26 protein-coding genes are annotated in these 23,004 nt (G+C 64.5%); 13 read left to right on the top strand and 13 right to left on the bottom strand.

Annotated features, from left to right (window positions below):
- Positions 1-155 precede the first annotated feature (155 nt).
- From ABMA59_RS06845 to ABMA59_RS06820, 6 genes are all read left to right on the top strand, one after another.
- Entirely contained in the window at positions 156-608 is a 453-nt protein-coding gene (locus ABMA59_RS06845) for a DUF3280 domain-containing protein (protein WP_349004558.1), read from the top strand.
- Positions 605-1,804, top strand: coding sequence for a (5-formylfuran-3-yl)methyl phosphate synthase (locus ABMA59_RS06840; RefSeq protein WP_349004557.1), 1,200 nt, complete (start codon positions 605-607; stop codon positions 1,802-1,804). The genes ABMA59_RS06845 and ABMA59_RS06840 overlap by 4 nt, the downstream gene beginning before the upstream one ends.
- Positions 1,801-2,439: a dihydroneopterin aldolase gene (locus ABMA59_RS06835; protein ID WP_349004556.1), complete on the top strand. Its 639-nt coding sequence runs from the start codon at positions 1,801-1,803 to the stop codon at positions 2,437-2,439. The genes ABMA59_RS06840 and ABMA59_RS06835 overlap by 4 nt, the downstream gene beginning before the upstream one ends.
- Positions 2,440-2,442: 3 nt before the next feature.
- Positions 2,443-2,994, top strand: coding sequence for a flavoprotein (locus ABMA59_RS06830; RefSeq protein WP_349004555.1), 552 nt, complete (start codon positions 2,443-2,445; stop codon positions 2,992-2,994).
- Between the two features lie 119 nt (positions 2,995-3,113).
- Positions 3,114-4,508 carry a DUF6513 domain-containing protein gene (locus ABMA59_RS06825; RefSeq protein ID WP_349004554.1) on the top strand — a complete coding sequence of 465 codons (1,395 nt, stop codon included), beginning with the start codon at positions 3,114-3,116 and terminating at the stop codon, positions 4,506-4,508.
- A 2-nt stretch (positions 4,509-4,510) separates the two neighbouring features.
- Entirely contained in the window at positions 4,511-5,098 is a 588-nt protein-coding gene (locus ABMA59_RS06820; RefSeq protein WP_349004553.1) for a DUF447 domain-containing protein, read from the top strand.
- A gap of 17 nt (positions 5,099-5,115) precedes the next feature.
- On the opposite strand, the gene ABMA59_RS06815 is transcribed toward ABMA59_RS06820, so the two are convergent.
- Positions 5,116-5,475 carry a c-type cytochrome gene (locus ABMA59_RS06815; RefSeq protein ID WP_349004552.1) on the bottom strand — a complete coding sequence of 120 codons (360 nt, stop codon included), beginning with the start codon at positions 5,473-5,475 and terminating at the stop codon, positions 5,116-5,118.
- Positions 5,476-5,522: 47 nt separating this feature from the next.
- A complete protein-coding gene (locus tag ABMA59_RS06810) occupies positions 5,523-6,560 on the bottom strand; it encodes a hydantoinase/oxoprolinase family protein (RefSeq protein ID WP_349004551.1) in 1,038 nt (345 codons plus the stop codon).
- Positions 6,561-6,609: 49 nt separating this feature from the next.
- On the opposite strand from ABMA59_RS06810, the gene ABMA59_RS06805 reads away from it, so the two are divergent.
- Positions 6,610-7,308: a HisA/HisF-related TIM barrel protein gene (locus ABMA59_RS06805; protein WP_349004550.1), complete on the top strand. Its 699-nt coding sequence runs from the start codon at positions 6,610-6,612 to the stop codon at positions 7,306-7,308.
- A 132-nt stretch (positions 7,309-7,440) separates the two neighbouring features.
- On the opposite strand, the gene fae is transcribed toward ABMA59_RS06805, so the two are convergent.
- From fae to ABMA59_RS06770, 7 genes are all read right to left on the bottom strand, one after another.
- The gene (fae, locus tag ABMA59_RS06800; protein WP_308060837.1) at positions 7,441-7,947 is read right to left on the bottom strand and encodes a formaldehyde-activating enzyme; all 507 of its coding nucleotides are present in this window, start codon (positions 7,945-7,947) and stop codon (positions 7,441-7,443) included.
- A 157-nt stretch (positions 7,948-8,104) separates the two neighbouring features.
- Positions 8,105-8,962 carry a triphosphoribosyl-dephospho-CoA synthase gene (locus ABMA59_RS06795; RefSeq protein WP_349004548.1) on the bottom strand — a complete coding sequence of 286 codons (858 nt, stop codon included), beginning with the start codon at positions 8,960-8,962 and terminating at the stop codon, positions 8,105-8,107.
- A 1-nt stretch (position 8,963) separates the two neighbouring features.
- Complete coding sequence (locus ABMA59_RS06790; RefSeq protein WP_349004547.1) at positions 8,964-9,911, bottom strand: ATP-grasp domain-containing protein; 948 nt, start codon at positions 9,909-9,911, stop codon at positions 8,964-8,966.
- 60 nt (positions 9,912-9,971) lie between these two features.
- Complete coding sequence (gene mch / locus ABMA59_RS06785) at positions 9,972-10,928, bottom strand: methenyltetrahydromethanopterin cyclohydrolase (protein WP_349004546.1); 957 nt, start codon at positions 10,926-10,928, stop codon at positions 9,972-9,974.
- On the bottom strand, positions 10,925-12,019 hold the full coding sequence (locus tag ABMA59_RS06780) for an ATP-grasp domain-containing protein (RefSeq protein WP_349004545.1): 1,095 nt from the start codon (positions 12,017-12,019) through the stop codon (positions 10,925-10,927). The genes mch and ABMA59_RS06780 overlap by 4 nt, the downstream gene beginning before the upstream one ends.
- A gap of 13 nt (positions 12,020-12,032) precedes the next feature.
- On the bottom strand, positions 12,033-12,929 hold the full coding sequence (locus ABMA59_RS06775; protein WP_349004544.1) for an NAD(P)-dependent methylenetetrahydromethanopterin dehydrogenase: 897 nt from the start codon (positions 12,927-12,929) through the stop codon (positions 12,033-12,035).
- Between the two features lie 29 nt (positions 12,930-12,958).
- Positions 12,959-13,927 (bottom strand): beta-ribofuranosylaminobenzene 5'-phosphate synthase family protein, encoded by a 969-nt coding sequence (locus ABMA59_RS06770; protein WP_349004543.1) that lies wholly within the window; start codon positions 13,925-13,927, stop codon positions 12,959-12,961.
- Positions 13,928-14,086: 159 nt separating this feature from the next.
- On the opposite strand from ABMA59_RS06770, the gene ABMA59_RS06765 reads away from it, so the two are divergent.
- The 6 genes from ABMA59_RS06765 to ABMA59_RS06740 all read left to right on the top strand — a co-directional run bounded on the left by ABMA59_RS06765 (position 14,087) and on the right by ABMA59_RS06740 (position 19,602).
- On the top strand, positions 14,087-14,467 hold the full coding sequence (locus ABMA59_RS06765) for a 4a-hydroxytetrahydrobiopterin dehydratase (RefSeq protein ID WP_349004542.1): 381 nt from the start codon (positions 14,087-14,089) through the stop codon (positions 14,465-14,467).
- A gap of 102 nt (positions 14,468-14,569) precedes the next feature.
- A complete protein-coding gene (locus ABMA59_RS06760; RefSeq protein ID WP_349004541.1) occupies positions 14,570-15,028 on the top strand; it encodes a hypothetical protein in 459 nt (152 codons plus the stop codon).
- Between the two features lie 161 nt (positions 15,029-15,189).
- Complete coding sequence (locus ABMA59_RS06755; protein WP_349004540.1) at positions 15,190-16,275, top strand: tungsten formylmethanofuran dehydrogenase; 1,086 nt, start codon at positions 15,190-15,192, stop codon at positions 16,273-16,275.
- Positions 16,269-17,891, top strand: coding sequence for a formylmethanofuran dehydrogenase subunit A (locus ABMA59_RS06750; RefSeq protein WP_349004539.1), 1,623 nt, complete (start codon positions 16,269-16,271; stop codon positions 17,889-17,891). Before ABMA59_RS06755 ends, ABMA59_RS06750 begins: the two co-directional genes overlap by 7 nt.
- Positions 17,888-18,796: a formylmethanofuran--tetrahydromethanopterin N-formyltransferase gene (gene fhcD / locus ABMA59_RS06745; RefSeq protein WP_349004538.1), complete on the top strand. Its 909-nt coding sequence runs from the start codon at positions 17,888-17,890 to the stop codon at positions 18,794-18,796. The genes ABMA59_RS06750 and fhcD overlap by 4 nt, the downstream gene beginning before the upstream one ends.
- Positions 18,793-19,602: a formylmethanofuran dehydrogenase subunit C gene (locus ABMA59_RS06740; RefSeq protein WP_349004537.1), complete on the top strand. Its 810-nt coding sequence runs from the start codon at positions 18,793-18,795 to the stop codon at positions 19,600-19,602. Before fhcD ends, ABMA59_RS06740 begins: the two co-directional genes overlap by 4 nt.
- 42 nt (positions 19,603-19,644) lie before the next feature.
- Here ABMA59_RS06740 and ABMA59_RS06735 read toward each other — a convergent pair whose 3' ends face one another.
- The 4 genes from ABMA59_RS06735 to ABMA59_RS06720 all read right to left on the bottom strand — a co-directional run bounded on the left by ABMA59_RS06735 (position 19,645) and on the right by ABMA59_RS06720 (position 22,952).
- A complete protein-coding gene (locus ABMA59_RS06735) occupies positions 19,645-19,905 on the bottom strand; it encodes a hypothetical protein (RefSeq protein WP_349004536.1) in 261 nt (86 codons plus the stop codon).
- 159 nt (positions 19,906-20,064) lie between these two features.
- The gene (locus ABMA59_RS06730; protein WP_349004535.1) at positions 20,065-21,357 is read right to left on the bottom strand and encodes a cysteine desulfurase-like protein; all 1,293 of its coding nucleotides are present in this window, start codon (positions 21,355-21,357) and stop codon (positions 20,065-20,067) included.
- Positions 21,358-21,395: 38 nt separating this feature from the next.
- Positions 21,396-22,067: an amino acid ABC transporter permease gene (locus ABMA59_RS06725; RefSeq protein ID WP_349004534.1), complete on the bottom strand. Its 672-nt coding sequence runs from the start codon at positions 22,065-22,067 to the stop codon at positions 21,396-21,398.
- A gap of 87 nt (positions 22,068-22,154) precedes the next feature.
- The gene (locus tag ABMA59_RS06720; RefSeq protein ID WP_349004533.1) at positions 22,155-22,952 is read right to left on the bottom strand and encodes an ABC transporter substrate-binding protein; all 798 of its coding nucleotides are present in this window, start codon (positions 22,950-22,952) and stop codon (positions 22,155-22,157) included.
- Positions 22,953-23,004: the final 52 nt, after the last annotated feature.

The raw sequence follows: 23,004 nt of genomic DNA, 5'->3' as shown, positions 1-23,004 counted from the left end.
CCGCGTTCTTTCCGCGCGCTCCGCCTCCCCGCCTAAGTGGGGCAAAAACGTTGCGAAATTTCGGTGCCGTCATGACCTTAACCAAGCTTCATACAATCGCAACCCTGAAAACTTCACTTTTTGCGGCAGCTTTCGTCATCGCAGGAGGGGCTGGAGTGCAAGCTGCCGGGAAAGCGGCGGTCTTCCCCTTCGAACTGCAACGGGGCGACGTCGTGCCCGGGGCGCCAGACAAACACGAGGCGGAACAGAAACGATTGGCCGAGGTCACCCGGAGCTTGCGCGATCTGCTGGCTAAGTCGGGCTTCGAGGTCGTCGATGTTTCGCCCGTGGCCGAAAAGGCAGCGGCCGCCAATCTGCAGTCCTGCGGCGACTGCGCCGACGAGTTTGCACGCCAACTCGGCGCCGACTATGCGGTAACCGGCGTCGTCTTTAAGGTTTCGGAACTGGTGCTGAGCATGAACGTTCGCGTCCATGACGCCGCCGATGGCAGGCCGCTGACAAGCGCTGTCGTCGACATGCGCGGCAACACCGACGAGTCCTGGCGGCGGGCTATCAGCTACCTATATCGCAATGTGCTGTCGCCCAGGCTGGAGAAGCTGACGAAATGACAAAGATGCTGGCCAGCGTCACCGGCGTTGCCGAAGCGGAGATCGCAATCTCCGGCGGCGCCGATATTATCGATCTGAAGGACCCGAAGGCCGGCGCGCTGGGCGCGGTGGCGCTGGACGAGATTCGCAGAACCGTCGCCGCCGTCGGAACGCGCGCCGAGACCAGCGCGGTCTGCGGCGACTTGCCGATGCACCCCTATACGATCCGCACCTGTGCGGAGGAGATCGCCGCGACAGGGGCCGGCTACGTGAAGGTAGGTTTCTTCCCGTCCGATGAGGCCGCGGCATGCGGCCGTACGCTTGCACTTCTCGCACGGCACACGAAGTTGGTCGCTGTTCTGCTCGCCGACCGCGCGCCGGATTTCGACCTGCTGCCCGTCTTCGCACAAAGCGGCTTTTTCGCCGTGATGATGGACACGGCCGGCAAGCGCGAAGGGCGCTTACTCGATCACATGCCGCCTGAGCGCATTCCTGCCTTCATCGCGGAGGCGCGCCGCCTCGGTCTGAAGGTCGGCCTTGCCGGTTCGCTGGAGGCACCGGACATTCCCCGCCTGTTGCCATTTGGGCCAGATTTTCTCGGCTTTCGCGGCGCGCTGTGCGATCAGTCGCAGCGCACCGCCGCTATCGACGCCGAGGCTGTCGCCGGTATCCGCGCGCTGATCCCGGAGGAACGGCAACTCGACCGCTCGGCGTCCGTCGACTACCGCCTGCTGGCGGCCCGTGGTTACTCGCCGGGCGCGGGCGACCCGGCGCTCGGCACCGACAAGATTTTCGTGCGCGACTTTGTCCTTCCGGTGCAGATCGGCGCCTACAGTTTCGAGCATGGCCATACGCAGAAGGTCCGCTTCGACGTGACCGCCGACGTGCAGCGCGTCACCAGCAATCCCGAAGACATGCGCCATGTCGTCTCCTACGACCTGATCACCGACGGCATCCGCGCGATCGTGGCGCGCGGCCATGTGCAGCTCAGCGAGGCGCTGGCCGAGCAGGTGGCGGCCGTTGTGCTGGAGGATCCGCGCGTCGTGAAGGTCACGGTCAGCGTGCAGAAGCTGGAGCTTGGGCCAGGTGGCGTCGGCGTCGAGATCGAGCGCAAGCGGGCGAAGTCGTCCATCCTCGCGCCAAGCGGAACGTCGGGTGGCATGGCCGGTGACGACAAGGCGTTTTCCGGTTTCGGCCAGAAAGGCATCGGTTCGTGAAGCCAGCCGTCGTCAAGCTCGGCGGCAGCACGGCGGGGGCGGCGGAACTCGACCTCTGGATCGCCGCCCTGGCCGGCAACGCGATGCCGCTCGTCATCGTGCCCGGAGGCGGCCCTTTCGCCGACACGGTGCGGAAAGCGCAGCGCGAGATGGGGTTTTCCGATACGGCCGCGCACAGAATGGCGATCCTCGCCATGGAACAGTTCGGGCAGGTCATCCTCGACCGCCATCCGCGTTTCCTTGCCGCCCGTTGCGAGCGCGACTTCGATGAGACATTGGCTGCGGGGCGTATCCCCGTCTGGCTGCCGTCGGAACTGGCGCTGTCTGTGCCAGAAATCCCGCAATCCTGGGACGTGACATCGGATTCGCTCGCCGCGTGGCTTGCAAGCCGGCTTGGGGCGGAGACGCTGCTATTGATCAAGCAGACAGACGATTTTTCCGATTCGGACAACGTTGCCAGCCTGTCGGCGCGTGACATGGTCGATGCGGCGATTCCATCGATGCTGCCACAAAACGTAGCACTTCGGCTTGCCGGACCGCGCGACGCGACGACCGCCGCGGCGGATTTTGGGTCGGGAAAACTGCCCGGCACTTTGGTCGCTCTTGCATCCGGGGCGCTTCGCAGGACAGCTTAGCGCATGACCAAACTGCATATCCCGCGCTGGGCCTGGGTGCTGACCGGCTCCGGCCACTTCTTCACCGAGAGCTTTCAGATGATCCGCGATCTGGAGCATTGCGACGTGTTCGTGTCGAAGGCCGCGAACGAGGTTCTGCGCATGTACAAGCTGAAGCTGGATTTTCCGGACACGATGCGCGTGCTGCACGACAAGACAGCCAGCGCCATTCCGGTCGGCGAGTTCTATCACGGCGTCTACCACACGGTGGTGGTGGCGCCCGCAAGTTCCAACACGGTGGCGAAATGCGTCTGGGGCATTTCCGATACGCTCGCCACCAACGTGTTCGCGCAGGCCGGAAAGTGCCGCGTGCCGTCGATCGTCTTTGCCTGCGACACCGCGCCGGAACTGGAGACCATGGCCCCGCATGGGCTGGTAAAAGTCTATCCGCGCAAGATCGACCTCGACAACACCGAGCGGCTGAAAGCGTTCGAGCGCACGCAGGTGGTGGAATCTCTGGCCGAATTGCGGGCGGCGGTGGAGCGACGCAGGGCGGAACTAGATGCCGATGGATAGGCGGTGCTCGGTGCTGGGGGACAGTTTACTTTTTTCCGCCCGAGCCAGCCTTGAAGCGGCCGGGCCTTTCTGCGGAAAGAAAGTAAACTGTCCCCGGCGCTCTTCCTCCCGGCTCACCTATGCCTGAGCGGCTGGTCTTTATCACCGGCCATCTGGCCAAGGCGCGGCTGGAGCGGCTGCTGACGGGCCTCGGCGAGACGGCGTTCTCTTGGGAGATCATCGACATCGGCGTGAAGGTGGCCGCGCTGATGACTGAAGAAATCATCAAGCGCCGGCTAAAGCTGCCGGAGGGCGCGGACCGCGTCATCCTTCCAGGCCGCTACCGGGGCCATCTCGACGCGCTGTCCGCGCATTTCGGCGTGCCCTTCTTGCGCGGCCCCGACGAGATCGCCGACCTGCCGGCATTTCTGGGCCGCGCCGGCCAGCCGCCTGATCTCACGCGCCACGCCATGCGCATCTTTGCCGAGATCGTCGACGCGCCTAGCCTGACGCTGGAAGCGCTGCTTTCGCGATCGAGAAAACTCGTGGCCGCCGGCGCGGACGTCATCGATCTCGGTTGCCTGCCGGAAACGCCTTTCCCGTTGCTGGCCGAAGGCGTGCGCATGCTGAAGGGCGCAGGTTTTTCGGTCAGCGTCGATTCCGCCGATATCGAGGAACTGCGTATCGGTGCACAGGCCGGCGCTGATTTCCTGCTCAGCCTGGACGAGAACACGCTGCCGCTCGCCCTGGAGCATCCCGTCACGCCCGTGCTGATCCCTGCAATCCCCGGCGATCTCGATTCGCTCGGCCGGGCGATAGAGGCTGCGCAAGACGCTGGACTAAATTTCATCGCCGACCCGGTGCTCGACCCCATTCATTTCGGTTTTGCCCATTCGCTCGGACGCTTCATTGAGGCGCGGCGGCGCTGGCCGGATATCGAACTCCTGATGGGCACCGGCAATCTGACCGAACTGACCGACGCCGACACGTCAGGCATTACGGCGGTGCTCGCCGGCATCTGTTCCGAACTCGGGATCCGCAACGTTTTGACGGTGCATGTCAGCCCGCACACGGTGCGCACGCTCGAGGAACATGACCTTGCCCGCCGCGTCATGTTCGCCGCGCGTGCCGACGGCGCGCTGCCGCGCAGCTACCATCCCGGTCTGCTGCAGGTTCACGACCGAAAGCCGTTCCCGGCGACCGTCGCCGACATCGAGGCGCTGGCCGCAGACGTGCGCGACGCCAATTTCCGCATCCTCACCGCCGAGGACGGCATCCACATCTTCAACAGCAAGGGCCACGCGGTCGCCACCGACGCCTTTTCGCTGTTTTCCGGCCTGGGCGTCGAGGCAGACGGTGCGCATGCGTTTTATCTCGGCGCGGAACTGATGAAGGCCGAGATCGCGTGGCGGCTGGGAAAGCGCTATGTGCAGGATGAGCCGCTGGCCTGGGGTGTCGCCTCGCCCGCGCCGGAGGAGGACCGGACGCGGCTGGCGGAAGCGGGTCATACGCTGAAGGCGAAGAAGGAGCGTTAGGCGTGCCCTATATTCGCGAGTCGATTATCACCACCGTCGATCTTGTTGGAAAGGTCCATATCGCGCCGATCGGCATTATCGCCGAGGCCGACGGCTGGGTCATCGCTCCGTTCCGCCCCTCAGTGACGCTTGACAATCTGACCGCTGTCCCTTTCGCCGTCGCAAGTTACACGGACGACGTGCGCATCTTCGCCGGCTCCCTGACCGGCCGCCGCGACTGGCCGCTGGCACCGGTGGAAGATTGCCCGGTGCCGCGCCTCGAAGCCGCGCTCGCCCATTCCGTGCTGAAGGTCGAGACCGTGTCCGACGATCCCGTGCGCCCCCGCCATTTCTGCCGTGTCCTGGGCCAGGGCACGCATGCACCTTTCACCGGCTTCAACCGCGCAAAAGCCGCTGTGCTGGAACTGGCGATCCTTGTCAGCCGGCTGCATATGCTCTCGCGCGAAAAGATCGAGGCCGAGATCGGCTACCTGACCATCGCCATCGAAAAGACCGCGGGACCGGAGGAGCGGGAGGCATGGGGCTGGTTGATGGAAAGTGTGACAAAGCATCTTGCCGGCGAGGAGCACGGAAAGCCAGCCTCTTCATAGAGCAGGCGCCGCTTCTTTCACCCGCCCGACTTCAGGAACTCGACGATCACCTTCCTTTGTGCGGCATCATTGATGCCGCCATAGGGCTTCATCGTATTTCCGTTTACGACCTGCTCGGGATTGGCGATGAACTTGTCGAGATAGGCCTCGTCCCAGGTGATGCCGGATTGCTTCATCGAAGGCGAATAGTTGAAGCCTGCCGCCAAACCGGCCTTGCGGCCGAAGACGCCGGCAAGGCTGGGGCCTTGGCGGTTGTCGCCTTCCTTCATCGTGTGGCACATGCGGCAATTGGTGTTGAAGGCGGTCTGGCCGTCATCCTGCGCCATGGCGGGAGCGGCGGCTGCGGCAGCCAAGAACGCGACAGCGAAACGTTTCATATCCGTTCCTCCTGCCGCTGCAACGCAGGCGGCGAAGTCCTGTTCCGTTACCCTGACATGCCCGCAAGCAACGCCACCGCCATTGCCGGGCCGGCATTGCTGGATTCGCCCCGCACGGATTTGTCGGCCGGGATGATTTCGGCGAGATCGATGAAGCGGCGCTCCATGCGTGCCGCCAGCCGCGCGATCTGCCAGCGGCCTGTGCCCGCGGCGACGATGGGCGCATCGTCCGGCAGCGTGCTCGCAACTCGGAACGCTGCGTCGTGCATCATGCGCAATTGCTGTTCGCTGAACCAGCGGGCGATGTCGCGCCATTCGCGCGGCGAAAGATCCCCGGCGTCGCGCCCCACCATTCGTGCCAGCCGGGCGGTCGAGCCGGCGACCGTCTTCTCGCGGCCGTCGGCGGAAGAATGTTTGTCGCTCGCCTCGTCGAGCACACCAAGGATGCGGTGCGCATCGGCGATCGAGGCGAAATACTCATTCATCAGCGGCGTCATCTGTCCGCGCACCGGCGCCGACGATGCCACGCCGAACAGGAAGGTGCGGGTGAAGCCGGTATAGACAAGCTCGCCGGTCAAGAGCCGCTCGGCATCGGTGTAGCCCCGATTGACGACCGCGCCTTGGCGGATCGGGATGATGTCGGTGGTGGTCGAGCCCATGTCGACGAACAGAGCGTCGCCGGCGAGCCGCCCCACAAGCGAGGCGGTCGCATGCCAGTTGGCCGAAGCGACGTCGCCCGGCAGTGTAGCGGCGCGGTTGACGCCGACGAAGCCGGAGCGGCCGGCATAGATCAGCTTCTCGCTATCCGGGAAATGCGCGGCGATCTCGGCAAGCAGTGCCCCCACGCCCTCGTCGCGCGACGGAAAAATGTCCACGAGTTCGCCCGTCATGGTGATGGCCAAAGCATCGCTGCCCGCACAGAGCGGCGCAATCTCGTGCAGCGCCCGATCAAGCTTGTCCAGCCCTTGCCAAAGCGGCATGGCGACGGTTGCCGCCGCAACGATGCGGCCATTCTCCGCGCGCGCCACTTTCAGATGCGCGCCGCCGACATCGAAGCCGGCGACGACCTTGCTTGCTTTTGCCATGCTTCAGGCTTTCATGCGGAAAATTGATCGGACATAAGGTGGGAAGGCTTTGCGTATCATTCCGGTTCTGGACTTGAAAGGCGGCTTGGTCGTACGCGCTGTAGGCGGGCGCCGCGATGAGTACCGGCCGATCGTCACACCGCTGAGCATCGGTCCGGACCCCGTAGACGTGGCCGCAGGACTGCGCACGCTTCATCCATTTTCCACCTTCTACATAGCCGACCTCGACGCGATCGAGGGGCGTCCTTCGAACGCGGCGGCAATCGACCGGCTTCGCGCTATGCAAGACCCGCCGGAACTCTGGGTCGACGCAGGTCTCGCAGGCGAAGCAGCGCTTGCGGCGGCACTTGGCGAGCCAGGCGTATGCGCAGTGGTGGGTTCCGAATCGCAGCAGGACGACACTCTCTTGCGGCGCTTCCGCCACCGTCAAAATCTCATCTTGTCGCTGGATTTCTTCGCCGACGGTTTTCGTGGGCCGCAGCAAATCCTCGATCGGCCGGAAAACTGGCCAGCGCGCGTGATCGTGATGACGCTGGCGAAGGTCGGCGGGGGTGGCGGCCCGGATTTCGACCGGCTGCGAGAGGTGCAAGCGAAGGCTGGAGACAGAATCATCATTGCAGCCGGCGGCCTCCGCGACGCCGCCGACATCGAACATCTGAAATCGCTTGGCGTGGCGGCCGCGCTGGTCGCCACCGCGCTTCACAACGGAAAACTCAACGCCAAACGGCTGGCGCCGTTCGGCGATTGAGATCGACATCAAATCCATCCAGAGGCGTTGCGCGCCTCCGGATGGCATTCACAGGCCCAAGAGCTTTTTCAACCGACGCAGCAGACCCTCCGGCTCCGCTGGGGGTTTTACCTGTGCGGGGTTGTCTCTTGTCTAGGCGCCGAACGGATGCTTGACCTTGTCGCGTTGGGCAGTCGCCTCGGCGGCGGTCGGCTTGCCGGTCACGGCGCGCTGGATCGCCTCCTTGGTGGCGCGATAGTTGAAGTCCTGGATTTTTGCGTCGTCGTTGGCTTCCCAGTGGATGAACACGCCGACGCAGATGAACACGTCGTCGGCTTCCTCGGCGGGGATCGTGCCATCCGCGACGCTGTCCTGCACCGCCTTGGCGACCGCGAACTGCGCCGGGCCGAACATCTGCACCGCCTGCTTGGCGCCCTTGATCGTGACCTTGTTGAACATCACGGTGTTGGGCTTGCACTGAAGATTGGGTGCGATCACTGCGAGCAGGGAGGTAAAGCCGTCCTTGTTGTTGGTCAGCGCGTTGCAGAACGCCGATTCGACCGCGCTTCCCCGCGGGCCGATCAGAAGGTCGATATGGGCGACTTCATTGCCGTCGCCAATAAGCGACTCGCCGACCAGAACTTTAGAGATCTTTGCCATGCCAGTTTTCCTCCAGGACATAATTTTTGGAGTCCAAAGACGCCGCAACCGAGCGGGCGCTCGATGGACGACTATCCTTGTTGGCAGCATCCGGACGAGCCGGACCGGTTGGCTAGATAGCCGCGAAGGGATATCCCCCGCTGGCAAAATTCAATCATCAACCCTGTGCTTGTGCAAGTTGGTGAAAGGCAATGTGGACTAAAAGACTAGCCACCGTGAGGTCGGCGGAGGTGCCTGGATTGATGCCACGCGCTTTGAGGTAGGCATCGAGCGTCATCAGCCGTTGAATGCGCGTGTCTTCATCGGGGTCGGTCTCGAGCGAAGCCTGGAAGGCGGCCGCCTCGTCACGCAGTTCCCGCGCGGTCTGCTCGCCATGCTTGCGGGCGACGTGGCTGTCCGGAAATGTCGTCAAGAAAGCCATGTAGGCGCGAATCGCCGGCCACATTCCCGTCTCGCCCGCTGCTCGTGAAGCTTCTATTGCCGGCAATCCAACCCCGAAAACGTCCGAAAAGCCGTTTGCATACTGCCGGGCAATCAGATCGCGTCCCGCCGCCTCGCGCATCGCCTCGACCAGCGGGGTCTTCGGTTCTTCGCGCACGTCGTTGCCGTCGGCCGAGCCGAGCCCCCCGGGCGAAGCTGCGACGATCGCCTCGAACACCGCGTGCGTGTCGTCCATGTCGAGGCCTGCCAGCACCGAGTTCAGGCCGGCGCGAAGATCGTCGGGCGACAGCTCGGCGGCCTTGATGATGGGACCGCAAAGCAGGACGATGCCGAGATTGGTGTTGGTGGCGACCGCCCGCCGCGTGGCGCGCACAGCCCCCAGCATGCGGCGCCCGACCGGAAGGGTGGGATCGGTCAGCGGGCTGGAAGAGACGCGGGCGCTCTCCAGGAACTGGGCGGCCGACATGCGGTGGCCGCCGGCGAAGACATGCACGTTGCCGGGTTTCAGCGCCTCGATTTCGAGGCGGCACGCATCTTCGTAGGCTTCCCGCAGTGTCTCGCGCGAAAGTGGCATTTCAGGAGTTCGCGGGCGAGGCAAAACGGTAGGGCCGCTGCGCAGCCGTCTGTTCGGCACGGTCGGCGAGGAACTTCAGCAGCGCGGAGGCAATCGCGTCGGCAATATCGACGCTGACCACCGATTGCAGGCCCGACCAGGCCGGCATGCTGTTGACCTCCAGCACGGTCAGTTGGCCCTCGGCGGCGCGCATGATGTCGATGCCGGCAAAATCCGCGCCGACAGCAGTCGCTGCCGCGACCGCGAGATCAGCCAGATCCGCCTTGTCCGATCCTGGGATCGACTCAGGAATAGCTCCCCGATTGACGTTGGTGATCCAGTCGCCGCCGCGGCGGCTCATCATCGCCACGGCCTCGCCGGCGCAGACGAAAACGCGGAAATCGCGAAAAGGCGGGCCGGGACGCGGCACGTAATGCTGGAGATAAAAGACGTCGCCCACTTCTTCCGACACCGGCAGATCGGAAAGCGCACGGATCAGTTTTATGCCACGGCCCTGCGCGCCGAACAGCGGCTTCAGCACCAGCGGATTCATCGGCAGTTCACGTTGCACGATTGCTTGCGCGGCTGCCATCCCCTCGACCGCGAAAGTTTGCGGCGTCGGCAAGCCGGCGGTCTTCAAAAGGAATGTGGTCATCGACTTGTCGACGCAGCGCTCGATGGCTTGTGCCGAGTTCCAGACAGGCACTCCCAGTTTGGCGAAGGCATGCAGCAGGCCCAGCCGCCGCGTCACCGCCTCGAACGAGCCGCCGTCGATCGAGCGCACCAACACGGCATGCGGCAGCGCGCCGCTGAAGGCGGGGATGGCGAGGCCGGCGGGCGCCTGCGTGTCGAAGCCGATCGCGGCTAGCGGCACGCTACGGACGATCGCGCCGCGCCGGCGCAGTCGTGAGGCCAGTCCCTTGGAGCGCGCGCCCGAACGGTCGCTGACGATGAGGATGCGGGGGATCATATGGTGATTGCCATAGGAGGAATGCGAAGCGCTGCCGGCAACCTTCCAACAGTTCCCATCCTACCCAAGGCTTCGCTCCAGCATTTCCGCATCGATCCGACCCGTCCGAAACGTCTCGCCGCTGTCGATAGCCGTGACGATCGCCCGCGCGGGACTGAACAGCAGCGGGTCGATGGCATAAAAATCGCCCTTGAACTGCTTGAAGATTTCCTTGAACGGCTTTCCATGGTCGCGCGAGGTATGGCTGGGCAGCCGCTTGGCCAGTTCGCGTGCCGCATCGGCCGAGCCGCGCACGAAAAGCTGGACGCTGCCGCCGTAGATGATGGCGTCGTTGGTGCGGCCCATCGCGGTCAGAAAGTCCGGATGCGGCGCGGGCAGGGGAGCCGCCGCAATCCCGTCGACGATGTCGGCAATCGGGAATTTCAGGTCGTTGGCCTTATGCAGGGCGACTTCCAGCGAGCGGGCGACGATCTGCACGGTGCCGGCGAGGCTCTGCGTCGGCGCGTAGAGGAAGGTCAATTTGTCCGTTGGCAGGCCCGTTGCCTTGGCCACCTTTTCCACCACCGTCTGTGGCGGCGGCGAGGCGGTCTCGAGGATGAGCACCGCGGACGCTGCTTCGTCGCGATAGGCCAGCGTCTCATAAAGCGGCTCGACCCGAGCGAGCGCCCGCGCCGGGCCGGAGCCCATGGCGAAATAGCCATCGGTGGACAGGTTCCAGCCGGCATATTGAGCGCCGAGACAGGCGATCACCGGCTGCGACGAGCGCACCTCGATCGAGTAAGGCCAGCGCTCGGAATTCCGATCCATCAACGCCGTGATCGTGCCGAGCCCACCCATCGAGGCCTCGGCCATGCGCAACCCGGCCTCGATGCTGCCTTGCGTCTTGGCCCCGGCATCGATCAGCGTCTCGCCCAGCGCACCGGTCGAGACGGTGACGCGCAGCCGCTCGGCGTCGCGGATCATGGTTTCGGCGATGCGTCGCGCATTGTCGTTCAGGAAAGCGGTTCCGTCGTTCATCTCAGAACTCCTTCCCAATGACGGCTCAAACCTGCGGCCTGTGCCTCGGCGGCTCGCCGCGTGGCCGTGGCGCTGGCGCCTCGGGCAAAGACGGTGCAGACCGGGTCGCCGGCAGCCAACGCAGTGCCGGCCGGTTGGCGATCCGCCGTCCAGTCCGGCCATACGAATTTCGGAAACCCTTCGATCGCACGTGACGCATAGGTGACAAGCGCGGCCGCGCAATCGTCGAAACGCGGCACACGAAACGGCTTTTTGCGGCAAGCGTCGATATGAGCTTTCAACAGCGGTGCCTCCGGGCTGTCGAAAATGTCGAGCGTCGCACCGGGCCGAGGGTTGATCTCGACCAGATGAAAGCCGGCTTCGTTGGGAATGAAGTCGGCGCTGTTGAGGCCGATGAGGCCGGCACGCTCGGCCAGACCGGAGAGCCATCGCCCGATACGCGTCGCATCCTGCCGGCCGAATCGCCGCAGCCGCACCGCGCCGCCGTAACGGTAGGGCGCGCCGGGCGCGGGCGAGGCCCACTGCCGGCTGAAGCCGACGACATGTGCTCTCTCTCCGTCGGCGAGGAAGAGCGCCGAGACGCTTTGGCCTCGAATGAAGCGCTGGAAATAGCGGCCCGGCTTTGCGGAGGCGCCATTCGCCCGAGCGACATGCCCGCCGCCGGCGCCACCGGCCGACTTCGTCAGCCAGTTTTCCGGATCGGGCGGTGAATCCCAGCGGAGTTCCGGATGCGAGATGCCGAGTGCGGCGCAGTCCTCGGCCAAGCGCCGCGGGTCCTTGACGCGGGCGACCGTTACCGCACTGTTGCCGGCGAGTGGAAAATGCCGTGCGAGGTCGTCGACGATAGCGGGATCGTGCTCGAACCCCGAGCCGAGCACCAGCGCCTCGACGGGCTCGCCTGCCGCCAGTTCCAACAAGGCTTGCGGCAACCGCTTGTGGTCGATGCCTTTTCGCAGGTCCCCGGCCAGCATGGTCGCGCGCTCCGACAGCGCCACCATGTCGTTGTCACAGAACAGGTCGGCGACAAGCGGCCGGTAGCCGGCACGCCTTGCGGCGGCGGCAAGGGCGCGTCCCGAGATCGCGGCGATCATGACGGCGCCGGCGTTATTTGGCCAACTCGCGGGCAAGGGAGAATGCATCCTGGAAATCGTAGGTGACGGTCTTTTCGGCTTCTATCATCCTTTTGAAAAGACCGGATTCCACCTTGTATTTCACATTGCCGATGGCGAGCGGCCCGATGCCGAGCGCCGTTCCGCCGTCGATGGCCTCGCCATTGGCATGCACGCCGAGACCTTCGACTCCGGCCGGCGGCACGGCGTTGACGTCGGCCGCGATCAGCAGGCTGCCGGCCTTCGCCAGTTGCGCCTTGGATATCACCTGCACGCCGGCTTTGGCCGCGGTGAGGATCACTTCGGCAGTCTCCACCAGCACTGCCTTTTTCGCCTCGTTCGACCCGTCGGCAGGTTCGACCGTGACGCCAAAACGGCTTTTCATCTCCTTGGCCACCTTGCCGACCCGCTCAAGCCCGTCATGGCCGGCAATGGTGACTTTTGCGCCTTCCTTGGCGGCGATTACCGCCGTGCAGAAGCCGACTACGCCGGTGGCACCGAAAATCGCAATCTTCGTATCCTTCAGCCCGCGCGAAAACGTCTTCGCCAGCGCCTTCTCGACCTTCGCCACCATTGCCGCCGCCGTGGTGAACGAGCCGGCCGGGTCGGCGAACACCGAGACCTGGAACGGCGGTACCATGGATTTTTTCGCCGCATCGAACATGTCAAGCGCCAGCGATACGTCCTTGCCGGCGATGAAGATGCCGGTGTCGGACCCGGCATCCGGCGGCCGCGAGAAGATTGCGTCCTGCACCAGCCCTGTCACCTCGTCGAGACCGACCCCGACATAGGGGACGACCGCGTCGAAGCCCGCGTCGAGCGCCATGTTCACGTCGAACGGGCTCATATGCCTGAGCGGCGTGATCATGTGAAGGATGTGTTTTCGCGCCATGTTTTTCTCCCAGACTGCGGGATGTGTCGTCAGCTGCCGACGAGGTTGAGGCCGGTGGTGCTGATCGTCGCACCGGCGTTCCTGCCGCGCACGATCCGCATCTCGACGCCGTCCCTCGCGAGCGGGGCGGCTGCCGCGACCATCTGTTCGGCGGCGGCCTGCGACGGAGCGAAGGCAAATCCCGTCGGCCCCCATGAACTCTGGCCGATGCCGACCGCGCCTGCTTCGGCCAGCGCATGGATGACCGCTTCGACGCGCTTCGAGGTGAAGACGCCGCCTTGAGCCGGAGCGAAATGGCTGCCGACAAGCTGCTGGATCGACGAAATGCCCGCGCCGAATCCTCTTATGTCGTGATCGAGCAACGCCGGCATGACTTCTGTCAGCACAAGCCGGCAGATTTCGCCGGTGTCGGTGATGGGGAAGGGCGGCAGCATGCGGAACGCCTGCATTTCCGCGTCGCCATGCAGCCCGTCGAGGGCGTCGTCGAGCACCAGTATGGCGCGCCATGTCTCTGGGAAGGGTATGCGCGCCACCACCGGCGGCGGCCGGCCGCTGCCGTCATTGCCGGCATCGACGATCAGGCCGCCGGTGTCGAAACTGGCGATGCCGATGCCGGAGCGTCCGCCGCGTGCCAGCAGGACCGCGTCGTCCTCCACATCGAGCGGCATGCCGTGCAGCGTGCGCAGGGCCGCCGCTACAGCCAGCGCTATCTGCGTGCCAGAGCCGAGCCCGGCATGGCGTGGAATGGCGTCCAACACCACCAGTCGGTGCTGGGCGCGGATGGCGAGCCGTTTTGTCAGCGCCGCCAGATGCGAAGCCGCGCGCTCGCTCTCGGGACCGATGACGATGGTCTCGACGGCTCGCGACAGAGTGATCACGGTTTCCGGCTCGCTCAGCGGCAGGCCGATGCTGCCAAACCGGCGCCCACCGGCGCCGCTGGGATCGAGAAAGCCGAGATGAAGGCGCGCGGGCACCCTTATGGTAACAGAATTCGACATCCGCCCCTCGATGGGTGCATGATGCATGCATCACGGAAGTTTAGGTGCCCGCGACCATGATAACCGCTTTCGCCCGCCGGGCAAGCGGCAGGGAGCCGACAGGGCTCCCCTACTTTGGTGCCGGGCACCACGCCGCAACGCGGGAAGAGGGAGGCGAATATGAGCGAAACGTCGAAGGAAAAGGTCTACACGGAGGCGGAAATCGCCGCGCGGCTGGAAAAGGATCTGCCGAAATGGCGCTACGAAAACGGCTGGATCAGGCGAAAGTACAAGACGCATAGCTGGAAGGGTACGTTGATGGTGATCAACACCGTCGGGCACCTGGCCGAGGCTGCCTGGCACCACCCCGACATCGCCGCGTCCTATGCCTTCGTCGAGGTCAAGCTGCAGAACCATGCGGCGAAAGGGATCACCGACAAGGATTTCGAACTGGCGAAGAAGATCGACGAGGTGGTGTTGTGGCAGCCTGCCAAGGAAGCCGGCGCACTGGAAGGCACCCCGCCGACGGACCAGCGGTTTGCGTATATCAAGTATGATTGAGCTCCTGGCTTGAACTGCGGCTCGTGACTTTTTGGGGAAAAATGATCAAGATTTCGCTTGTAGGTTAAGCATCGGCTCAAACGCCGATCATACAATTGCAAAATGGTATGGTGGATTGGATTCTGGGCCGCCGCCGGTAGTCTTTATGCGCTGGCGCTCGACTATCGAGGCCGCAAACAAACCGGTCGCCCTTGGCTGCCTGAAGGATACGGGACGAGACTGCCATTCTATGCCCTCTTTGGTGGGGCATCCGGCGCACTACTCGGGTGCATTCCGGTCATGGTGTTCGATTTCGGCGAGGCCATCGTCCGCCTTGTCATTGATCCGCCACCACCCCGTTTGCTGCTGGGTTTGCCGCCTATCGCCGCAGGCGTTGCCGCAGGTCTTGTTCTGGTCACTGCAGCCAAAAAAAAATGGCAAACAGGTATTCATTATCTTCGATCTGACAGGGCTGCCCAAGGAATTGGAAATCTGACGCTTGCGGCGTGTCTCTTTGCCCTCACCATTTTGGCCCTATGGCTGGGCACCTTCATGAGCTTCCATATCATGCGGGATGTGTGACAGCTCTCAATTATCCGAGATCGAAGCGGAGCCGCCTCGCAGCTCGGCAAACTCGCGCCTGCCACCCGGTGTCAAGTTTTGATAGCCTGCCTTATGGTGGGGGTTTTCGGCTCGGTGGCTTTCGTCTAGAGTCCGGTTGGCACCAGAAAGTAGCGTAGTGAATGGCGGTTGCGTGGATCGGCAACCGGGAAGCGCAATTGCAGGACGCGGCCGGGGAGACCGCGAAACTTCTGCAATCTAGCCGGTGCCCGGTTTTCAGTTTTGACACGGATGTGCACGGCACGCGGGCGGCGATAGCGTTGGCCGAGCGCGTGGGTGCGGCTTATGACCATATCGACGGCGCGGTGCTGGCGCATGAGACGGCGCTGTTCACCGACAGGGGCGGCATGACGGTCGCGCCCGGCGAGGCGCGCCGGCGTGCCGATGTCGTGGTTGTCGTCGGCGAATTGCCGAAAGCCTATGGCCGCTTCTTGCTGGAACTCGCCGCGACCAAGCCGGACTTGCCCGTTGCGGGCGAACGCGCGTTCTTTTCGGTCGGCGATGTCACTCCGGCGCTCGACGGCAAGCGCGAAGCGACGCCGCTTGTCTGCGAGGGCCAAGGGCTTGCCGCGACGCTCGCCGCGCTGCGAGGCCGTTGCGCCGGCCGGCAGGTCTCCGCGCCGGTCAAAAACTTCGAAAAATTTGCCGCCGCGCTGGCGAAGGCGCGCTATCCGGTCTTCTTTTATTCCGGCCAGTCCGCCGCCGCGCTGGCGCTGGAAATGCTGCAGGGCCTGATTTCCGACCTGAATGCCACTGGACGCGCTTCCGGCCTGCTGCTGCCCGCCAGCGAGGGCGGCTGGGGCGCGGCGCTGGCGTCCGGCTGGATGACCGGCTTTCCGCCGCGCACCGGGTTCGGGCGCGGCTTTCCCGAACACGATCCGTGGCGCTTCGACGTGGCGCGCATGATCGCCGACGGCGAGGCTGATTGCCATGTATGGATTTCTGACGATCCGCAGCGGCGGCCGCCAAAGGCGACAAACGGCTGTGCCTTGATCGCCTGCGTCCGCACGGACGGACCCGTGGCTGGCGCGGCCGTCACCATCGGGATTGGCCAGGCCGGCCTCGACCATGATGGCGTCGTCTATTCCGCGCAGGTCGGCACTTTGATCGCCGTCGACGGCAGTTCGCGGTCGGACAGCGTCGCGGCTGCCGATATCCTGCGCGCGATTGCGGCCGGCGTTGAGGCCGAGGCGGCGCTGCCATGCTGACCAAAATCGCCGGCGGCGACATTATCGATCCGGTCAATGGCCGCTCCGGAAAAGGCGACCTCTGGATCCGCGACGAAGAGATCGTCGAGCCGCCTTCAGGCGGCAAGGCCGACAAGATTTTTGACGCCTCCGGCTGCGTCGTCATGGCCGGCGCCATCGATATCCATTCCCATATCGGCGGCGGCAATGTGAACACGGCACGGCTGCTGCTGCCGGAACAGCATGCCGCCCACCTGCCGCGCCCCTCGGCCACGCCGCTGTCCAACGCCGGGTGGTCGACCTTCGAGACCGGCTGCCTCTACGCCAAGATGGGGTTCACCACCGTGGTCGAGCCGGCGATGAATCCGGGTGCCACACTTCACACCCATCTGGAACTCGCCGACATCCCGATCATCGACAAGGCGACGCTGGCCATCCTCGGCAACGACGATTTCCTGCTGTCGCTGATCCGCGACGGCGCGTCGGAGCAGATGATCGACGACTATGTCGCCTGGACGGTCGGCACCACGCGGGCGCTTGGCGTCAAGGTGATCAATGCGGGTGCGGCGGCGGCCTTCAAGGAGAACGTCCGCAATTTTTCGCTGGACGATGTCGTGCCGTCCTACGGGGTGAGCTCGCGCAATATCGTCAAGACCTTGCAGGCCTCGGTCGGGCGGCTGGGTGTGCCGCATCCACTGCATGTCCATTGCAACAATCTCGGCGTCGCCGGGGCCGCCGACACCGCCGCCGCGACGATTGCCGCCGCCGAGGGGCGACCGCTGCATCTCGCGCATCTGCAGTTCTACGGCTATGGCAAGGAGGGCAAACGCGGCTTTTCCTCGGAGGCGGCGCGGCTCGCCGAACTGGTGAACGCCACGCCGGAAGTCACCATCGACATCGGCCAGGTGATGTTCGGCCAGACCGTCACGGTCTCGTCCGACGTGATGCGGCAGTTTTCGGCGCGCGGCTCGGCGCATCCGAAGAAATGGGTGATCTGGGACGGCGACGGCAATGGCGGCGGCATCGTGCCCTACCGCTACCGCGAGGATTTTTACGGCACGCTGCAATGGGCGATCGGCCTGGAACTGTTCCTGCTGATCACCGACCCGTGGCGGGTTTTCTTCACCACCGACCATCCCAACGGCGCACCCTTCACTGCCTACCCAAAGCTGTTCGAACTGCTGATGCGCCGCGATGCGCGCGCCGCCATGGCGGAGGGGCTGTCCAAGCCGGCGATGGCGCTGTCGACGCTGTCGTCCATCGACCGCGAATACACATTTGACGAGATCGCCATCATGACGCGCGCCGCGCCGGCGAAACTGCTGGGGTTGAAAGATCGCGGCCATCTCGGCGCCGGCGCGCTGGCCGACGTCGCGGTCTACCGGCGCGGCGAGGATATCGCGAAGATGCTTGGTTCGGCCGCGCTGGTGTTCAAGAACGGCGACCTCGTCGTGCAGGATGGCGCGGTGACCCACTATCGCTGGGGCAAGGCGCTGCGGCTCAACCCGACGCCCGACAAGGCGATCGTCAAGCGCCTGGAGGATTTTCACCAGAGCCGCTACGGCCTGTCGCTCGACTGGTTTTCCTTCCCCGATTCCGCGATCGCGCGCGAAAATCCGTTCGCGGAGGTCGCATGAACACGCTGGAGGTCAACGGCGTCACGATCGACGACACTTTTGCCGAGGCGTTCGGCATGCGCGCCACGGCGATCATCATCACAGGCCCGAACCGCAAATGGGCGCGGCAGGCGGCGGTCACCATGACCGGCTTCGCCACCTCGGTCATCGGCTGCGGCTGCGAGGCGGCGATCGACCTCGACCTTCCTGCCTCGGCGACGCCGGACGGAAGGCCCGGCTGCCGTGTGATGATCTTCGCCGTCAGCACCGACGAATTGCAGAAACAGTTGCAGAACCGGCTCGGCCAGTGCGTGCTGACCTCGCCCGGCAGCGCCTGTTTCGCGGGCATGGAGGGCGCGAACCAGCTCAATCTCGGCTCGGCGTTGCGTTATTTCGGCGACGGATGGCAGATATCGAAGAAACTTGGCGGCAAGCATTTTTGGCGCGTGCCGGTGATGGACGGCGAGTTTTTGTGCGAGGCGACCACCGGCATGACCAAGGAGGCGGTCGGCGGCGGCAATCTTCTGTTGCTCGCCGGCAGCAATGCGAAGGCTCTTGCAGCGGCCGAGGCGGCGGTCGCAGCGATCGAAAAGGTGCCGGGCGCGATCATGCCGTTCCCGGGCGGCATCGTGCGCTCGGGCTCGAAGGTCGGCGGCAAATACAAGGGCATGATGGCCTCCACCAACGACGCCTTCTCGCCGACGCTGCGCGGCGTGACCCGCACCGAATTGGGGCCGGACGTCAACGCGGTGCTGGAGATCGTCATCGACGGCGAGACAAGCGACGCCGTCGCCGCCGCCATGCGCGCCGGCATCAAGGCTGTCACCGGGCTCGGCCCGGAGAACGGTGCGAGCCGCATCAGCGCCGGCAATTACGGCGGAAAACTCGGAAAATTCCACTATCACCTGAAGGAGCTGCTGCCGTGAAAGCGCTGACCTTCAGGCTGAAGGAAGAACCGCCGGAGCGGCTCGATCTCTCGCCGCTCACTCCGCAAAAACTCGCCGGCATGGCGCGCGGCGACATCGAGAAAATCCGCATCGGCATGTCGAAACGCGGCCTGCTGGTCGGCGACGTTTTCAAACTGTCCGGCTCGGATGCCGGTGCCCTTGTCTTCGAGGGCGGCAGTGGGCGTTTCGACCGCGTCGGCGCGGATTTGACCGAAGGGTCCATGCGCGTCGTCGGCGATGCCGGCGCGCAGGCGGGACGGCTGATGCAGGGCGGGATGCTGACGGTCGAGGGCAACGCCGGGCCGCATGCCGGATCGGGCATGCGCGGCGGCCGGTTGGAGATAACAGGCGACGCCGGCGACGGCCTTGGCGCCCCGCTGGCCGGCGAAATGGCCGGCATGAAAGGCGGTGTGCTCGTCGTGCGCGGCAAAGTGGGCGCCCGCGCCGGCGACCGCATGCGGCGCGGCCTGATCGCGGTGCTGAAGGGCGCCGGCGACTATGCCGGCTGTCGGATGATCGCCGGCACGCTGGTCGTCACCGGCGGCGTCGGCGACCTGCCGGGCTATTTGATGCGGCGCGGCTCGATCCTGCTCGACCGCGCGCCGCAAAACCTGTCGCCGAGTTTCGTCGAGAGCGGCGCGCCCGACATCAGTTTTGCCGGAGTGCTCGACCGCCACCTGATCGCCGAAGGAATCTTGAGGCGCCCGCTGCTCGGCCGCGCCCCGCGCAAATATGGCGGCGACAATGCGGTGTTGGGGCTGGGGGAGATTCTTTTTCCGAGGTGAGGAATTTCATCGGAATACCTGCCGATGAATCTTCTGTCGCCACTAATCACGACGGGATGTGTTGGAGGTGGTATCCGAAGCGCGCTTCGGGTCACCGACAAGTAATCGCAACTCTTTTGGCGTTGGCCAACCGCGCCCACCTTTTCTGCCTTCAAGGTCAATCAGATAGTACAGCCAGGCTAGGTATGCCGGAATTCCGACGCCTGCGACGAGAAAAGCAGGTGCGATCCCGAACCAGCGATATGTCGCCAGGGCAAGCCCAGGAAGCAAAACCAGCCCGGCGATACTGACGATAGTAGGCATGTCGTTTTCATAGCAGCGTTACTGCTCGATGTAACGTCCTTTGGCTACATATATATCGTCGGTAGAAAGCGTCAGAGAATAGGCGCAAACTCGGCGATGTCCGCCCTTGGACCATCGCTCAACATCGTTCGCCGCAGGCGCACTGCATTGCCCCAAGACTCACCCATTCCGCGCGACAATCTCCTTCAGCGCCACCTCGAACCGCAAAATCTCCTCGACCGTATTGTAATGCACCAGCGAGGCGCGGATGCAGCCGCTGTCCATTGAGAGGTTGAGCCGCTTCATCAGGCGCGGGGCGTACATATGGCCGTCGCGGATGCCGATGCCGCGCGCGGCCATTTCTTCGACGACCAGTTGCGGCGACAGCTTGCCGATATTGAAGCAGAAGGTCGGCACGCGCTGGCCGACACGTTTTTCGTCGCCGATGCCGTAGATCGTGGCACCCACGCCGCTCAGCACGCGCAGCATCTCGCGGGCCAGAAAGATCTCGTAGGCGCGGATTTCGGCCATGCCCGCAACAATGTTTTCGCGGCGCGAGCGGTTGTTGGCGGGCGCGAAATTGCGGCCGATCGATTCGAGATAGCGCACCGCCGCGTCCATGCCGGAGACGTTTTCGTAGACGAAGGTGCCGGCCTCGACCTTGTAGGGCGGCTCGTCGGGAATGAAATCCTCGCGAAAAGTCGGCAGGCGCTTCAGCGTTTCGAAGCGGCCCCACAGGAAACCCATGTGCGGAGAAAAGTTCTTGTAGCCGGAGCAGACGAGGTAGTCGCAGTCCCACATCTGCACGTCGATCAGCCCGTGCGGGCCGTAATGCACGCAGTCGAGAAAAACTTCGGCGCCCGCCGCGTGGGCGATTGCCGCCACGGCCGCGACGTCGACGATCGAGCCGATCGAATGCGCCGTCACCGTGCAGGCGACGAGGCGCGTCCGCTCCGACAGCAGCGGCGCGAGGTCGTCGACATGCAGATTGCCGTCCTCGCGCATGCGCCACCACTTGAATTTCGCCCCCGCCGGTTCCAGCGCCAGCCAGGTGGCGATGTTGGCGTCGTGGTCCATGTCGGTGACGATGATCTCGTCGCGCCCGTCTTCTTTGGCATTGGCCAGCATCTGGCCGATGCCCAGGCTGACCAGACGGATGAAGGAGGTGGCGTTCATGCCGAAGCAGATTTCCTCCGAACTGTAGGCGTTGATCAGCAGCGCGACGCTCTCGCGCGCCTGCGCCACCGACTGGTCGACCGTAACGCTGCGCCCATAGCGGCCGCCGCGCTGCACGTTGTGGCCGACCAGATGGCCGGTGACGGCATCGAGCACGCTTTGCGGAATCTGCGCGCCGGCGGCATTGTCGAAGAAGATGAAGTCGCCGGCCTGCTTCAGCGCCGGAAACATCGCGCGGATGTCTTCGACGGGAAAGGATGCGGCGCTGTCCGCTTTGGCGGTCTGGTGCTGGTTCACGGGATTTCCTCGATATCGTTAAGGCAGGGAGAAAGACTTCAGCGCGCGGCGGCCTTGGCGCGTTTTTCGACGTAGCCGACGAGCCGGACCATGGGCCACAGGAAGGCGAGATAGACGAGTGCCGCGCCGATCAGCGGCGATGGGTTGGCGTAAAGCGCCTGCGCGTTGTTGGCCTCCTTGAGCAGTTCCGGCAAGGCGACCACCGAGGCCAGCGAGGTGTCCTTGAACATCGACACGCAGTTGCTGGTGGTGGGCGGGATGACGAGGCGCACCGCCTGCGGCAGCACCACCTTGCGCAGCGTCAGCAGGAACGGCAGGCCGAGCGCCTGCGCCGCCTCGAACTGCCCCTTCGGGATGCTTTCGATGCCGGATCGGAACACTTCCGCCGAATAGGCGGCGAGAACCAGCGAGAACGCCATGATGGCCGACGCCCAGGAGGACAGACGGATGCCGACGAAGGGCAGCGCATAGTAGATCAGGATCAGCACCACCAGAATCGGCATGGCGCGAAAAATGTCGATGTAGCCGATGGCGAGCCAGCGCACCGGCTTCGGCGCATAAAGCCGCACCAGGCTGATCAGCAGCCCCGCCGGCACTCCGACGCCGATGCTCATAACCCCGAGCAGCAGCGTGTTGAAGAGGCCGCGCATGAGCGCCGGAAAAGCCGAGACCAGCACGTTGGCGTTGAAGAAGGTGTCGAGCAAGGTCATCGGCATCCCCGGAAACGGCGCTTATGTCCGAAACGATCGTGCCGGCGGGAAGCCGGCACGACACGGTCCTGCGATGGTATCGGGAAATCAGGGCTTCGGCACAGGGGCCTCTTTGACGGTCGACGAATCGGCCGGTGCGTCGGTGCCGAACCACTTCTTGTGGATCGCCTGCAGCGTGCCGTCCTTCTTCATCTCGGTCAGCGCGCCGTTCAGCTTTTCGACCAGCGGCGAGTCCTTGGTGACCATCAGCCCGTACTGCTCGCCGGTCTTGATGCGCTCCACGACGGCCAGGCCCTGCATCTTGGTGAAGGCATATTCCATGCCCGGGACGTCGCTGACCACGCCGTCGACGCGGCCGGCGGAGAGGTCGAGCAGCACTTCCTGCTGGGTGTTGTAGCCCTTGACCTCGCTGAAGCCGTGGGCGTCCTTGTTGTCGTTGGCGTATTTCTCGCCGGTGGAGCCGGAGAGCACGCCGACGATCTTGCCCTTGAGGTCGGCGAGGCCCTTCACCGCGCCATCCTTCTTGGCCGCGATGCCCATGTCGGAGTCGTAATAGGGCTGGGTGAAGGACTGCGAGCCGAGCCGCTCCTTGGTGATGGTGATCGAAGAGATCGCCACGTCGACGCGGCCGGAGCTGGTGGCCGCGAACAGCGGCTGGAAGTCGTAACCCTCGATGTTGACGGTCATGCCGTTGCGTTTCGCCGCCTCGGTGACGATGTCGACCTCGAAACCCTCGAAATTGCCGCTCTCGGCCTTGAATTCGAAGGGCGGGTTGTTCGGATAGGAGGCCACGTTCAGCACGCCCTCGGCCTGGGCGGCGACCGGGCCGGCGGCAAAGCCGACGGCGGCGGCGAGGATCAGAAGACTGCGGCGTGTTATGCTCATTGTACGTTCCCCTGGTTGTTGATCCGCGCGGATTCTCGTCCGCCCGGGTTGT

Source organism: Mesorhizobium yinganensis (assembly GCF_040081985.1).
GTDB classification, from domain to species: Bacteria; Pseudomonadota; Alphaproteobacteria; order Rhizobiales; family Rhizobiaceae; genus Kumtagia; species Kumtagia yinganensis.
The sequence above is the reverse complement of the archived record's forward strand: the minus strand, read 5'-3'. Positions and strand labels throughout refer to the sequence as shown.